This window comes from Tumebacillus lacus, from assembly GCF_026410385.1.
Taxonomy (GTDB): Bacteria; Bacillota; Bacilli; order Tumebacillales; family Tumebacillaceae; genus Tumebacillus; species Tumebacillus lacus.
This window is the reverse complement of the sequence record NZ_JAPMLT010000003.1, coordinates 338,557-352,386: the sequence shown is the minus strand read 5'-3', so window position 1 is coordinate 352,386 and position 13,830 is coordinate 338,557. Positions and strand designations below refer to the sequence as shown.

Here is a 13,830-nt window from a genome sequence, read left to right as displayed (position 1 = left end):
GTAGCGAAACAAATCCTGATCACCGACGAGGTTTTACTACACGTGAGGTGATACAGATGCAGGTGTCGCACAATCCATCGCTGACATCGTCCGAAATGGCGGTGCTCTGGTCGGCTTATCAGACGGATACGATGGTTCGCTGTGTGCTCCACCACTTTCTCAAGGTCTGCGAAGACCCGGCGATCCGGCACGTTCAAGAAACGGCACTCGATATCACAGAGAACGAGATTCGCACCATTCGGGAGATCTTTGAGCGTGAAGAGATCCCGCTCCCGATTGGATTTACGGACAAAGACTGGAACCCTGAAGCCAAGCGGTTGTACCCTGATATTTTTACGATGCGGTATGTCAAACACATGACGAGGCTTGGCATGACCGCTTCTGCGTTGGCCAAGTCGGCAGCGGCGAGAAAGGACGTTCGGGATTGTTTTACGGTGGCGCTCAACAAGGCGTCCTATCTGTATGACAGAGCGGCCGAAGTTCTGTTGCGCAAGGGTGTTTTTGTGCGGCCGCCGATGATCGCCAAGCCGGAAAAAGCGGAGATGGTCAAGGACGAATCGTTTCTGTCGCAATTTTTCGGTTCGCACCGACCCTTAAATGCGGTGGAGATCACACACATGGGGATGAACACGGAGACGAATCTGATCGGGATGGCGTTGTTGCTGGGTTTTGCTCAGTCCGCGCAACATAAAGAAGTGCGGGACTATGCGTGGAAAGGCAAGGAGATGGCCAAACATCACATTGAGATCCTCGCCAAACATCTGCTGGAGGACGACGTGATGCAGCCTGCGACTTGGATCGGCGATGTGACCGAGTCGCAGGAGGCGCCGTTTTCGGACAAATTGATGACGTTCCACATCACCGCGGTCTGCAGCACCGGCTTTGGCAATTACGCCGCCTCGCTGGCGGCCAGCCATCGAACCGATCTGAGTGCGATGTACACGCGCCTGATGACGGAATCCAGTCAGTATTGTCTCGAAGGCGCCAAACTGATGATCAAACATCACTGGATGGAACAACCGCCGCAAAACAAAGACCGGAAGACCCTGAGTCAATAGCACGATGCCAAAACCCCTCCCGGCACCACCGGGAGGGGTTTTTCGTATGGATCGAGTTGTCTGTTTCGGTGTCGCTGCAGGTGTCGATTCTTAAAAGTTGGACGTGCTTGTCTCGATCTTACAGATCCGCTTCGTTGACGATCGCCAAGATCTGATGATCTTCCCAGCGGCCGTTGATCTTGACGTTCTTCTTCGCGATGCCTTCTTTATGGAAGCCCGACTTTTCCAAAACGCGAATCGACCCGATGTTATGGGGCATCACGCCGGCTTCGATTCGATGGAGTTTGAGTTCATCAAACGCGTACGAGACAACCAGCCGAACCGCCTCGGTCATACAGCCTTGCCCGTTGTGCGACCGATCCAGCATATACCCGACATAGCAACTCTCCAAGGCACCTCGGAGCACTTCTGTCAGCGATACCCAGCCGATCAATTCATCTCTCTCTTTCAAGAAGATGCCAAACATATATTGCTGGTCTTCCGCTCTCAGTTCGGCACTTTTCTTGATTCGAGTGCGCTGCCCTTCCAGTGTGTAAAAGTCGGGGCGGCGCAGCGCAGTGAACGTCTGGAAAAACTCCCGGTTGCGCTCCTCCACCGCCAACAACGCTTCCGCATCTGATTCCTCAAGGGTTCTCACGTAAATCTGATCGCCGTGCAAGGTACTCATCCTCTGATCCTCTCCTTCTCGATTCTTTCCAAATTATCACAAGTCGAGCAACTGTTCAAGAAACGTGATGTCTCAGAATAGCCCGTTTGAGTCATGGGACGAGAGGGTCGAAGGGGCTATAATGGTGCAGGAAGGAAGGGGGTCACCATGATCGATTTTGCAAAAAGCATGCGACGATACCTCTCGTTTCTGGTCGTACCCGCTCTGATCATGGCTGTGCCCGTTCAGGCTGCGGATCGCCCGGTGGACGTGCAGAGCGTGCTGGACCAAGCAAAGCCCGGAGACATCGTGCGACTGCCGCCCGGAACGTATGAGGGACCTTTGCTGATCGACAAACCGATTCACCTGTCAGGTCAGGATGCCACGATCATCCGTCCTGTGCACTCGTCACCGGAAACCCCGCTGTTGCGGGTTGAAACAGATGGAGCCACGATCAGCGGTTTGAACCTGTCCGATGAGCGGGGCGGACTGGCAGTACGTGGCGATGACAATAGATTTCGCGATCTCACCATCCAAACGAAAGGGATCGCCGTCAAACTTGAACACGCAAACCGGAACGTCCTTCAGGGGTTGCACATCAGCGGCCGTGAACCCGATTTGAAAAAGCGGAGAAACGGCATCGAGATCTGGAACTCGGATGACAACCGGATCGAAGATTCTGTTTTGGATCACGTGAAAGACGGGGTGTATCTCGACAACAGTGAGAACACCCTGATCACACACAATCGCATTTCCAATTCCCGTTATGCTGTGCACATGATGTTCTCGCATCGGTCGGAAGTGACCGACAACGATCTGCAACAAAACGTGACGGGCGCGATGGTGATGGAAGACGTCGGGAGTCGAATCGTCGGCAACCGCATCACGAAGCAAGCGGGTCATGCCCAGTCGCAAGGCATCTTTCTCTACCAGGTCGAAAGTGCTGAGATCGTGAACAACTTGATCGATGGAAACCGGATCGGACTCCACGTCGATGCAGCGACTGGAAACCGCATCGCGAACAATCGAGTCACCCGCAACTTTTTGGGAATGCGGATGCAAGAATCGGCTCAAAACCAGTTTCACGCCAATACATGGAGCGGAAACGCCGTGCAAGCACAGGCGATTGAAAGCCGCGACAACCTCGTTTCCGGAAACTACTGGGACGACCACCAGGGACTTGATGTGAACGGTGACGGCTCATCGGACCTCTCCTATCAGGCGTCGCCGTTCTTTCTCTCGCTGACCGATGCGGTATCGGCGTATCAATTATTTTTCCAATCGCCCGGTTTGACCGTCTTGGAAGACCTGTCGACCAGCGATACAGACCAGTGGTTGCATGACCCCTCGCCGCTGATGTCCCCGCCGGGGAGCGAAACGAGCGAGCCATCTCCCGCGCAGGGGTCGGTGCTTGTGTTTTCCCTGCTGCTGCTCGGCGCAGGATTCTACCCATTTTGGCGAAGTTATAGAAGGAGAGTGTCATCATGAAAAAACAACCGATCTTTTTTGGCGTCCTCGCAGCGTTTGTGCTCGCAACAAGTGTGGCGGGGTGTGGAAATGCGGAACCGAAGCCGGTGGCGATAGACGAAAAAGTGGACAAGTGCGACACCTGCAACATGTTGGTTCACAACAACCAATATGCGGTCGAAATGGTGCAGAAAAACGGCAAGGCGATGAAGTTCGACGACCTCGGGTGTTTGGTTTCATGGACGGATAAAAACGGAACGGAGCAAGTAGAGGCGCAGTTTGTCCGCGATTATCACACGTCGGAGTGGGTCAAGATCGAAGAAGCGACGTATGTATTTGACCAAGAGATCGAAACGCCGATGGCCTACAACGTCATTTCCTTTAAAAAGAAAACGGATGCGGAGGCCTTCCTCGCCAAACACGGGCACGGTGAACTGCTCACCTATGACGAACTGCTGGAGCACGGTTGGGAACGCAACAAAGACATGATGAAAAAGCTGATGGAAAAACACAAAAAAGGCATGTCCGGTGGACATGGCGGTGCATCGACAGACGGGCAAAAGATGGACGGACACGGCGGTGCATCCACAGACGGGCATAAGACGGACGGACATGGCGGCATGTCGAACAACGGGCATTCGACCGGTGGCAGCGAAATGTCGGGTTCCGGTATGAAATCGGGGATGTAACCGATGAGCGTCTGGTTCATCGCAAAACGTGAGATGCAGATCGGATTTCGCAATCCGTGGTCGTATTCATTTTTGCTCTTATTCAGTGTGTTCAGCATCTCTTTGCTGTTGATCCAATCGAATCAATCCATGGGATTTCAAGGATACACGCACGCCACCGGCACGATGATCAACCTGACCCTGTACCTGCTGCCGATGATGACCTTGTTGCTCGGGTCTTTTTCACTGACCGCAGAAAAAGAGGACGGCTCCTGGACATTGCTCTCGACCTACGCGCTGTCCTCCTCCTCATTTTTGATCGGGAAATTCCTCGGACTGTCGGTCGTATTGCTGGCCATCTTGGCAACAGGACTGGGTCTCTACGGCGTCGTGGGTGTCTGGGCCGGACAACCGCTCACCTTCTCCGGGGTGACTGCCTACGTGTCGTTTTCGGCGGCCCTCCTGTTTCTGTATCTGGCCTTGGCCGTCGTCGTCGGTTCCTTGGCCAAAAACAGATGGCAAGCGTTGACCTACGGGGTCGGCATCTGGTTTGTGACCGTGCTCGCGTGGCCGACGCTTTTAATCGCCGTCCTGAACACGCTGCCCTATCCGGTGATCAAACCCGCTTTGGGCCTGCTCACACTGTTCAATCCGGCCGAACTGGTACGCATCGTCACCGTGACCCGATTGGGCGGCGGAGCAGTGTTCGGACCTGATTATTACCAATGGATCGACTGGATCAACAGCCAATGGGGGATCGCGACCGCCCTCGTGTTCGGGTGTTTTTGGATGATCGGCTTTTTGGGCCTTTCGAGTTGGATCTGGGAAAGGGGGCGGGGACGTGGGTAATGCTTGCTTGGAAGTGAACCATGTCAGCAAAAAAGCGGGCGGCAAGACACTCGTCGAGCCGCTTTCTTTTACTCTGGATACCGGGCGCGTGCTGGCCCTGTGCGGAGGAAACGGAGCGGGGAAGAGCACGATCTTGAAAATGGTCGTCGGGATCAGCCGCCCCACCACGGGCACGATCCTCGTGCAGGGGCTGGATGCCCACTCGCAACGGGCGGCCTATGCCAAACAGATCGGCTACATGCCGGACGATTTTCAATTCTCCGGCGGATTGAACGCGTGGGATACGATCCGTTTCTACGCCGGACTGCGCGGAGTAGGAGAACAGCGTGCGGCAGACGTACTGGAACTCGTGGGTCTGACCGAGGCGAAGGGCAAAACGGTCTTCCGCTTCTCCAAAGGGATGAGGCAGCGACTCTTGTTGGCGCAAGCATTGCTGGCCCAGCCGGCTCTGTTGGTCCTCGATGAGCCGACCAACGGCCTCGATCCCTATTGGATGGAGTCGTTGTCCGACTTGCTGACCCGCTTGAAAGCGGCCGGTCACTCGGTCCTGTTTTCCACGCACCAATTGGATGTGGCCGAAGCGGTCGCAGATGAAGCCATCTTTCTCAACCAAGGCCGCGTGATCCAACACGGGAGCGTTGAAAGCTTCAAACAACAGTACGGCGCGGCCGGGTTGAATGCGGCTTTTCGCGCGTCCCTCAAACGAACCGAATGAGCACAGACCGGTCTGTGCATGAAAAACCCCTTCGATGGATACGTCCATCAAAGGGGTTTTTGCTTTATAATGGATTGTAAATAATTGGAGGTACAACCATGAATTATGGAATAACCGCAAGTATCGCGGCCTTGGGGATCGTTGTGGTCGCTGGACTTTATGTATCATTGAATCAAGCACAGCAAGCGCCGCAAGCAACTCAAACGAAAATGCCGGTGATTGAGTACGCGTTTGCATTGGATCGGGATTATAAGAATCTGCAAGAGCTTCAAGAAGAAAGCACGTACATCGTAGTCGCCGAGTTTCTTGAGAAAAAACCGTCTCGACTTGAAGGTGGGATCGTAGAAACGCACAATGACTTCCAAGTGCTCAAAGTGTACAAAGGGCCTAAAGAAATCGAGAATACGGCGATTACGGTCAATGAAACCGGTGGTATCTATGAGGGAAAGAAATATCAATCGCCGAACAACAAACTCTTTGATGAAGGCGTATACCTCTTGTTCATGCACAAAGGTGATAAATATTATTGCCTCGGCATCGGAGCAGGCAAATACAAAGTAAAGAACAGCAAGGGCGAACGGGTAGGAAAGTTTGAGCGGAATGCAGGTTATTTGAAAGAAAAGATCACCTCGTACGGAAACATGGGCGTCAAAGAGCAAGTGGCAGACTGGACGGGCGAACAGTTGATCTCGGAGATTGAGAAGGGTACCGATTAAAAGTCGATGTGTCCACTCTCTGATGGCACACCTATTGTTGACATAAACAAAAGGGACACCATGATATGGAGGACTAGTATGAGTTTTGAAATGAACAACACCATGGTGAGTCAAGATATTACAGAACTTCAGAAACTGATCGGCAAATGTATAACGAGCTATGTCGCTACTGAATTTAACGGGATGTATCTGGCTGTTAAATTCCAAGTAGATACAAACCTATATTTGCTAAATGTACCCACAGGAAAACAGGACCACGACGAGTACCCGATATTCTCGTTAACTACTTCCCCTGAGAATGAGTACAAATGGGACGAATTGTGTGTAGGAGAATTAGAAAGAGTTTCAATAATTCGCGATGAGGTGAAATGGGTATCGGAAGAGCATATCGAATGGAGAGTATCTCAGGACGTTGGAGTTAAATTTTATTTCAATAACTACGAGGTACTTGTCGTGTCAGTAGACTCTGGTGCTGGATTCGTGAATTGTACGATTAACACAACAGTGGAAGTGCCTAACTCTCCGGATGACATGCTCGACTATTGGGAAATGAAAACTGATGTACTGGATAGTTGGGAACGAACAGAAATTGCCGTGTAGAAAAGGCACCTGGTTTCTTTCTGCCAGAACCTTAAGGTGTAACGCAAGAGGCTTTCTATTTATAGTAAGAAATTGGAGGGCTACAATGAATAAAGCAAAAGTCGGATGTTTAGTGGCCTTGGGGATCGTCGTTAGCGTGGGACTCTATTTTTCTCTGAACCAAGTACAGCAGACGAATAAAGCTGACATCACAGCAACATCAACACAAGCAACTCTTGCAGAAATGCCCGTCCATGAGTACGAGTTTGCGCTTCCTCGGGAATATAAGAATTTGCAGGAACTTCAAGAGAACAGCACGTACATCGTAGTCGCCGAGTTTCTTGAGAAACAACCGTCTCGCCTTGAAGGCGGGATCGTAGAAACGCACAATGACTTCCAAGTGCTCAAAGTGTACAAAGGTCCGAAAGAGATCGAGAACACGGAGATTACCCTCAATGAAACAGGCGGCGTGTATGAGGGGAAGAAATTTGAATCGAAGCGTGACCCACTATTCGATGAAGGCGTATACCTCTTGTTCATGGACAAAGGCGACAAATATTATTGCCTTGGAGGAGAGGGCAAATATAAAGTAAAGAACAACAAGGGCGAGCGGGTAGGAAAGTTTGACCGGAATGCAGGTTATTTGAAAGAAAAGATCATTTCATACGGAAAGATGGGCGTCACCGAGCAAGTGGAAAACTGGACGGGTGAACAGTTGATCTCGGAGATTGAGAAGGAATTCCAGTGACAGGTTTGAAAATACCGCATGCAAAAAACCCTCGATGAGCGACCATCGAGGGTTTTTGTATGTACGCGATTACACGCGCAGCATCGCTTGGAACTTGTCCGCATCCATGATGTTGCCGACGAGGAAGTTGCCGAACTCGCCGTAGCGGGCGGAGACTTCGTCGAAGCGCATTTCGTAGACGATGTGCTTGAACTCCAGCGCGTTGTCTGCGAAGAGGGTGACGCCCCATTCCCAGTCGTCGAAGCCGACGGAGCCGGTGATGATCTGCTTGATCTTGCCTGCGTATTTGCGGCCGACCATGCCGTGGGCGCGCATCAGTTCGCGGCGTTGTTCCATGGTCAGCATGTACCAGTTGTCTTCGCCTTGACGTTTTTTGTTCATCGGGTAGAAGCAGATGTGGTTCGACTTCGGGAGTTCCGGGTACAGGCGGGCGCGGATCGCCGGGTCTTGGTACGGGTCTTCACCGGTGGTGTTGACGTAGTTGGACAGCTCGACCACGGAGACGTAGGAGTACGCCGGAGCGGTGAAGTCCGCAAAGCGGGTCTTGTTAAAAGCGGTCTCGACCGCGTTCAGTTCTTCGAGGGTCGGGCGCAGGAACATGAAAACAAAGTCTGCTTTGTGCCCGAGGATCGAGTACATTGCGGTGCTGCCGGTTTTGTCGGTTTCAACCGCGCCAAACTCGTTGATGAAGTTCATCAGGTCGTCGAGTGCGCCTTGACGCTCTTCTTCCGAAACCATTTTCCACGTATCCCAATCGATTTTCCGGAAGTCATGCAGGACGTACCAGCCTTCCAGAGTCAGCAATGCTTCGTTTTGGCTCATCTGAAAACAGCTCCTCATTTTTCGCTCAAAATTTCCCCGTTAGTATACCACAATTGGCAGATGTTCACACTTTCCGGGCTTCTTCCCTTATCGTAACACAACGCGGTCGATGTAAATTTAACAAAATTGTGTGCGTTGGGGTCTTGCCAAGCGGCGGGAATGGTCATACAATAGCTTCAACACTTTTATGCTTTTATGCACATATGCTTTTATGTGCTAAAGCACCCAATGCGGGAGAGGAGAGAAAAAGAGATGAGTACAACGACTCTGACGACTCAGGGGCCTGCCGTCCCTGCCCATTTGCGACAGTTTGTGGTGGATCAGCACTATGCGAAGTACACGCCGGTCGACCAGGCGGTGTGGCGTTATGTGCTGCGCCAAAACAGCGCGTTTCTTCAGGAAAAGGGCTATGGCTCCTACCGGGACGGGTTGCTTTCCACCGGGATGTCGATTGAGTCGATTCCTGATATCACGACGATGAGTGCCGAGCTGTCCGCGATGGGTTGGGGAGCGGTCGCCGTCGACGGGTTTATCCCGCCTGTGGCGTTTTTTGATTTTCAGGCGCATGGGATCTTGCCGATCGCCTGTGACATGCGCACTCTGGCTCATATCGCGTACACGCCGGCCCCGGACATCATCCACGAATCGGCAGGGCATGCTCCGATGCTGCATGATGAGGCATACGGGCGGTTTTTGCGGCGGTTCGGTGAGATCGGGCGCAAGGCTTTGTCTTCGAAAGAGGACCTTGAGGTCTATGAAGCGATTCGGCTGTTGTCGATTTTGAAAGAAGATCCGAAGGCGACAGACGAGCAGATCGCCGCTTCGGAGCGGCGGTTGGATGCGGCGATTGCGGCGGTGACGTCTTCTTCGGAGGCGACGTTGTTGGCGCGGCTGTACTGGTGGACGGTGGAATACGGGCTGATCGGCGACCTCGAAGATCCGAAGATTTACGGGGCGGGGTTGTTGTCGTCGATGGGGGAGAGCCGGAGCTGTTTGGCACCGGCGGTGCGGAAGATTCCGTTCTCGCTGGAGGCGTGCATCGCGACCGACTACGACATCACGAAGCCGCAGCCGCAGTTGTTTGTGTGTCGGGATTTTGATCAGTTGACGGAGGCGATTGAGCGATTTGCGGCGGGGATGGCGTTCCGTGTCGGCGGGACGCAAAGCCTTGTGAAAGCGGTCGATTCCGGTGCGACGGCGACGGCGGTGTATGCGTCGGGGTTGCAGGTGACGGGGACGTTTACCGATCTCGTGTTCGATGAGCAGGGGGAAGCGGTCTACCTGAAAACCACGGGGTCGTCGGCGTTGGCGTATGCGGATCAAGAGTTGCCGGGACATGATCAGGTGTACCACGGGGAAGGGTTTGGCTCGCCGGTTGGGCTGTTGCAGGGCTACAGCACACCGTTGGAAGACTTCTCCGATCTGTTGTTGCAACGGGCCGGGATCGTGGCAGGATGCAAGGCAAACGTGAAGTTCCGATCCGGGGTGAGAGTCGAAGGCATCGTGAAAGAGGTGGTTCGTCGCGGCGGCAAGATCGTGTTGATCGCGTTCAATCGCTGCACGGTGACGCTCGGTGAGACGGTGTTGTTCCGCGCGGAGTGGGGAACGTTTGACATGGCGGTCGGGGCGAAGATCGTCTCGGTGTTTGCCGGGGCTGCCGATCCGGAGCGGTTTCACGCGTCGGCGGTGGCTGTGTCGGCTACGGTGACCGGGAAGGCTGTTCTTTCGGAAGAGGAGCGAGCTTTGCATCGGCTGTACACAGCGGTGCGGGACTTGCGCGAGGGAGAGCTGTCTGACGGGCAGTTGATCGATTCGCTGGCAGATGTGCTGCAACAGATCGAAGCGGAGTTTGCGGAGGATTGGTTGTTGCGGGTGGAGATTTTGGAGATCTTGACTGCGCGGGGTGTTGAGCGTGAGTTGCAGGAGAGAGTGGAGGCGCAGTTGGTGCGTGCAGGTGAGAGTGATGAGGAGAAGGGAGCGTTGATTGAGAACGGGATGAAATTGATGAGAGTGGGGTGCCGGGCGGGTTGACGCTCGTTGGGTGCCCGAAGGCCGGGGGAGTCCCTGCGGTTTGCCGCTAGCTTCGCAGACAAAGGCAAACCTCCGGGACTCCCCCGGCCTTCTGTCGGTGACTGGTGGTAGTTGGATGCACAGGATTTAGAGGATGGTGGGGTGCCGGGTGGGTTGACGCTCGGTGGGTGCCCGAAGGCCGGGGGAGTCCCTGCGGTTTGCCGCTAGCTACGCAGACAAAGGCAAACCTCCGGGACTCCCCCGGCCTTCTGTCGTTGTAAAGGTGGTTGTCGTTTTGTGCCTGACAAGCGATGGGAGGGGGGAGGAGTATCGGAGGAAAGACCTTTGTCTGCGAAGCTAGCGGTTTTCCGTAGATACTGCTCCCCCCTCCCACCACCCAACATACGACAAACCACTCTGATCTTTACGCCCATTCCTGACAAGATTCGGTTTCCCGGGAAATAAATGTCGAGATATGATAGGATGGGAAATGGTTATGCTATGATTTGACAAAGGTTGAAAAAAGGGGACATCATCATGGCACATTTTATGCGCGTGTTTTGTCGGACTCAAGAAGCCCCGACCATTCCGCACCTGGTCGATAAGATCGAACACATCGGCTTCGAACTGAAAATCTTCCCGGCCAAAGACGATCCGCGTTATCAAGACCCGGACTGGAAAACGGTGCATCTTTCTTATGAAGATCGCCGTCCATCCGTCATGGTCGACCGCTCCGTCAGCGGCGCCGAAGACTTTGCAGAGGAGATCGAAGAGTTCCGCACCGCCATGCAAGCTGTCGAAGGGCAAGACGAAGGCCGCGCCGTCGTCGATAAGCTGCTCTCGGAGACGGAACAGATCATCGCCTGCATGATCCCGGACGACTTTACCGAAGAAGGCTGGGAACTGGTCGAGTACCTGCTGGAACTGCTGCTCGACGCGACAGACGGTACGCTGCAAGCGGACGGCGAGGGTTTCTTTGATAAAGAGGGCGAACTGATCTTTGCAATCGACTAAATTGGGCTATACTAGCAAAAAAACGAAGATGGATGTGGATGAAGGATGGGTAAAGTCACTCTGATCGCCACCGCCCCGATGGGCCTCGAAGCGATCGTGTCTCGCGAAGTAAAAAATCTGGGCTACGAAAACGTGCGCGTCGAAAACGGCCGCGTCGAGTTTGAGGCCGACGAAGCGGCCATCGCCCGCTGCAACCTCTGGCTGCGCAGCGCCGACCGCGTGCTCGTCAAGATGGGCGAATTTAAAGCCACGTCGTTCGAAGAGCTGTTCGAAGGGACGAAAGCGCTGAACTGGCCGGACTGGCTGCCGAAAAATGCCGAGTTCCCGGTCGACGGCAAATCGCAAAAATCGCAACTGAGCTCCGTGCCGGCCTGCCAGAGCATCGTCAAAAAAGCGGTCGTAGAAAAGATGAAGGACGCATACGGTATTGAATGGTTCGACGAGAAGGGCCCTCTGTTCCGTATCCAGGTCTCCCTGCTCAAAGACATCGCCCTGCTGACGATCGACACCACCGGCGCCGGATTACATAAACGCGGGTATCGTAAACTCTCCGCCCAAGCCCCGCTCAAAGAAACGCTGGCCGCCGCGATGATCGACCTCAGCCGCTGGGCACCGCACCGCCCGTTCCTCGACCCGTGCTGCGGCTCCGGCACGATCCCGATTGAAGCGGCGCTGATCGGCCGCAACTTTGCACCGGGCCTGCTGCGCGAGTTTTCCGCCGATCACTGGCCGACCGTGACGCAAAAGATGTGGGACGCCGCTCGCGAAGAAGCGCACGATCTCGCCGACCGCAACCGTCCGCTGGAGATCCTCGCCTCCGATATCGACCCGGACGTGCTGTCGCTTGCCAACTACCACGTGCGCAAAGCGGGACTCGAAGACGCAATCAAGATCAAAAATCTGCCGCTCGCCGAACTGAAGTTGGAAGCCCAGTACGGGGTCATCGTCACCAACCCGCCGTACGGGGAACGTCTCGGTGAAGCCAAATCGGTGGAGAAGCTCTATGAAGAGATGGGTGATCTGACAAATCACCTTGATTCTTGGTCGGTGTTTGTGTTAACATCGCATACGGGCTTCGAGCGTTTTTACGGAAAACGTGCTGACAAGAAGCGCAAGTTGTTCAACGGGCGCATCGAATGCAATCTCTATCAGTATCTCGGACCGCTGCCGCCGCGCAAACGCGCGGAAGAAGCGGGAGAATAGACCCACGGCCAGTGGCCGAAGAGGACTTCACTTAATGGAAGAAGTCCTCTTTTGGTGCGGTTTTTAGCACGGGAAAAAACACCGGAAAACCTTGATGTTTAGGGGTTTTTTCCTGACGTGGCAACCCTTGCACCATCACGCGCCAACGTCGTATACGGTCGAAAAACGTAGATACTAGGGCTTGTGTCACACTTTTGTCAAGAAAATGACCAAAATGGGCTCGAAAAGCAAAACATGAAACCGAAAAGAACTAGTATAATCAGATGGTAGAATGCTGTCTGAACACGTCGAAACCAGTTCTGAGTAGGCGTGAGAAGAGCAAGGAGAGCGATCTTTGTCCCGTGATCTCTCCGAGGCAAATCAAGATCTTAAGATAGGAGGAGGACAAGTGGAAAGATTTCTCTGGCTGCCGGAAGCGATTGGCAAAACCGCGTCGGAAATCGACGGTCTGTTTAACCTGACCTTCGCGATCGCTTTGGTCGTTTTTGTTTTGGTCGAAGCCTTGCTGGTGATCTTCATGATCCGCTTCAAGCGCAAAGCACCGGGCAAAGAAGGCCGCTACATTGAAGGTAGCACCAAAGCGGAAGTCATCTGGACTTTGATTCCGGCAATTATCCTCGTCGTTCTCGGTATTTACAGCTCGGGGATGGTATACACCATCCAAGAAACTCCGAGTGACGTATACGAGATCAAGGTAGTGGGTATGAAATGGGCTTGGGAGTTCGAATATCCGAACGGTGCTAAGTCCATGAACGACCTGCGCATCCCGGAAGGCAAGAACGTTCTGTTCAAGATCACTTCCAAAGATGTTATCCACTCGTTCTGGGTTCCTGAATTCCGTCTGAAGCAAGACGCCGTGCCGGGTCGCGAAACCCAATTCGTGCTCTATGCGCAAGACGTTGAAAACCTGAACCAGAAGTACGAAAAGCGCGTCATCTGCGCGGAGTACTGCGGCAACGCGCACTCCAAGATGCTGGCTGACTTCACCATCATGCCGGCAGGTGAGTTTGACACGTGGGTTGCGGAAGAGAAGACCCGCAAAAAGACCGATGGTTACTCCATTGCTCTGGCAAATGGTTGCACCTCTTGCCACTCCATCGACGGCTCCAAGGGCGCAGGCCCGACCTGGAAAGGTCTCCTGGGTTCCGAGCGCGAATTGGCAAACGGTCAAAAAGTAGTAGTAGACGAAGCCTACATCAAGGAATCGATCCTCGACCCGAACGCGAAAGTTGCGAAGGGCGTAACCGGTGTCATGCCGGCATACCAACTTGATGATGAAACGATCGGCTACCTCGTCAAATACTTCGAAGAACTGAAATAATCGACTTCTAAAAG

The 13,830-nt window shown here is 53.7% G+C and carries 13 protein-coding genes and 1 pseudogene; 12 read left to right on the top strand and 2 right to left on the bottom strand.

Annotation, left to right across the window (positions count from 1 at the left end):
* Positions 1-62: 62 nt before the first annotated feature.
* Positions 63-1,058 (top strand): DUF3231 family protein, encoded by a 996-nt coding sequence (locus OS242_RS09010; protein ID WP_267151345.1) that lies wholly within the window; start codon positions 63-65, stop codon positions 1,056-1,058.
* A gap of 118 nt (positions 1,059-1,176) precedes the next feature.
* Here the strand turns inward: OS242_RS09010 and OS242_RS09005 are convergent, their stop codons facing one another.
* Entirely contained in the window at positions 1,177-1,725 is a 549-nt protein-coding gene (locus OS242_RS09005) for a GNAT family N-acetyltransferase (RefSeq protein WP_267151344.1), read from the bottom strand.
* 147 nt (positions 1,726-1,872) lie between these two features.
* Here OS242_RS09005 and OS242_RS09000 point away from each other — a divergent pair, with 147 nt between their 5' ends.
* From OS242_RS09000 to OS242_RS08970, 7 genes and pseudogenes are all read left to right on the top strand, one after another.
* The gene (locus tag OS242_RS09000) at positions 1,873-3,192 is read left to right on the top strand and encodes a right-handed parallel beta-helix repeat-containing protein (protein ID WP_267151343.1); all 1,320 of its coding nucleotides are present in this window, start codon (positions 1,873-1,875) and stop codon (positions 3,190-3,192) included.
* Positions 3,189-3,698: pseudogene (locus OS242_RS08995) on the top strand (nitrous oxide reductase accessory protein NosL); the annotation flags it as partial. The gene OS242_RS09000 and the pseudogene OS242_RS08995, both read left to right, overlap by 4 nt.
* 165 nt (positions 3,699-3,863) lie before the next feature.
* Complete coding sequence (locus OS242_RS08990; protein WP_267151342.1) at positions 3,864-4,688, top strand: ABC transporter permease; 825 nt, start codon at positions 3,864-3,866, stop codon at positions 4,686-4,688.
* Entirely contained in the window at positions 4,681-5,403 is a 723-nt protein-coding gene (locus tag OS242_RS08985) for an ABC transporter ATP-binding protein (RefSeq protein ID WP_267151341.1), read from the top strand. The genes OS242_RS08990 and OS242_RS08985 overlap by 8 nt, the downstream gene beginning before the upstream one ends.
* Positions 5,404-5,501: 98 nt before the next feature.
* Positions 5,502-6,119: a hypothetical protein gene (locus OS242_RS08980; RefSeq protein WP_267151340.1), complete on the top strand. Its 618-nt coding sequence runs from the start codon at positions 5,502-5,504 to the stop codon at positions 6,117-6,119.
* A gap of 78 nt (positions 6,120-6,197) precedes the next feature.
* Positions 6,198-6,719 carry a hypothetical protein gene (locus OS242_RS08975; protein WP_267151339.1) on the top strand — a complete coding sequence of 174 codons (522 nt, stop codon included), beginning with the start codon at positions 6,198-6,200 and terminating at the stop codon, positions 6,717-6,719.
* Between the two features lie 85 nt (positions 6,720-6,804).
* On the top strand, positions 6,805-7,446 hold the full coding sequence (locus OS242_RS08970; RefSeq protein WP_267151338.1) for a hypothetical protein: 642 nt from the start codon (positions 6,805-6,807) through the stop codon (positions 7,444-7,446).
* Between the two features lie 69 nt (positions 7,447-7,515).
* Here the strand turns inward: OS242_RS08970 and hemQ are convergent, their stop codons facing one another.
* Entirely contained in the window at positions 7,516-8,268 is a 753-nt protein-coding gene (hemQ, locus tag OS242_RS08965; RefSeq protein WP_267151337.1) for a hydrogen peroxide-dependent heme synthase, read from the bottom strand.
* Between the two features lie 252 nt (positions 8,269-8,520).
* Between hemQ and OS242_RS08960 the strand changes: the two genes are divergently transcribed.
* From OS242_RS08960 to coxB, 4 genes are all read left to right on the top strand, one after another.
* Complete coding sequence (locus tag OS242_RS08960; RefSeq protein ID WP_267151336.1) at positions 8,521-10,299, top strand: aromatic amino acid hydroxylase; 1,779 nt, start codon at positions 8,521-8,523, stop codon at positions 10,297-10,299.
* Positions 10,300-10,815: 516 nt separating this feature from the next.
* Positions 10,816-11,292, top strand: a complete 477-nt coding sequence (locus OS242_RS08955) for a hypothetical protein (RefSeq protein ID WP_267151335.1) — start codon at positions 10,816-10,818, stop codon at positions 11,290-11,292.
* 45 nt (positions 11,293-11,337) lie between these two features.
* Entirely contained in the window at positions 11,338-12,495 is a 1,158-nt protein-coding gene (locus OS242_RS08950) for a THUMP domain-containing class I SAM-dependent RNA methyltransferase (protein WP_267151334.1), read from the top strand.
* A 388-nt stretch (positions 12,496-12,883) separates the two neighbouring features.
* Positions 12,884-13,816, top strand: coding sequence for a cytochrome c oxidase subunit II (gene coxB / locus OS242_RS08945; protein ID WP_267151333.1), 933 nt, complete (start codon positions 12,884-12,886; stop codon positions 13,814-13,816).
* The last annotated feature ends 14 nt before the right edge of the window (positions 13,817-13,830 follow it).

What these genes read in the sequence shown, in the direction of transcription:
- OS242_RS09005 (WP_267151344.1), bottom strand. Translation starts at nt 1,725, where the DNA reads ATGAGTACCTTGCACGGCGATCAGATTTACGTGAGAACCCTTGAGGAA.
- OS242_RS09000 (WP_267151343.1), top strand. Translation starts at nt 1,873, where the DNA reads ATGATCGATTTTGCAAAAAGCATGCGACGATACCTCTCGTTTCTGGTC.
- OS242_RS08990 (WP_267151342.1), top strand. Translation starts at nt 3,864, where the DNA reads ATGAGCGTCTGGTTCATCGCAAAACGTGAGATGCAGATCGGATTTCGC.
- OS242_RS08980 (WP_267151340.1), top strand. Translation starts at nt 5,502, where the DNA reads ATGAATTATGGAATAACCGCAAGTATCGCGGCCTTGGGGATCGTTGTG.
- OS242_RS08975 (WP_267151339.1), top strand. Translation starts at nt 6,198, where the DNA reads ATGAGTTTTGAAATGAACAACACCATGGTGAGTCAAGATATTACAGAA.
- OS242_RS08970 (WP_267151338.1), top strand. Translation starts at nt 6,805, where the DNA reads ATGAATAAAGCAAAAGTCGGATGTTTAGTGGCCTTGGGGATCGTCGTT.
- hemQ (WP_267151337.1), bottom strand. Translation starts at nt 8,268, where the DNA reads ATGAGCCAAAACGAAGCATTGCTGACTCTGGAAGGCTGGTACGTCCTG.
- OS242_RS08960 (WP_267151336.1), top strand. Translation starts at nt 8,521, where the DNA reads ATGAGTACAACGACTCTGACGACTCAGGGGCCTGCCGTCCCTGCCCAT.
- OS242_RS08955 (WP_267151335.1), top strand. Translation starts at nt 10,816, where the DNA reads ATGGCACATTTTATGCGCGTGTTTTGTCGGACTCAAGAAGCCCCGACC.
- OS242_RS08950 (WP_267151334.1), top strand. Translation starts at nt 11,338, where the DNA reads ATGGGTAAAGTCACTCTGATCGCCACCGCCCCGATGGGCCTCGAAGCG.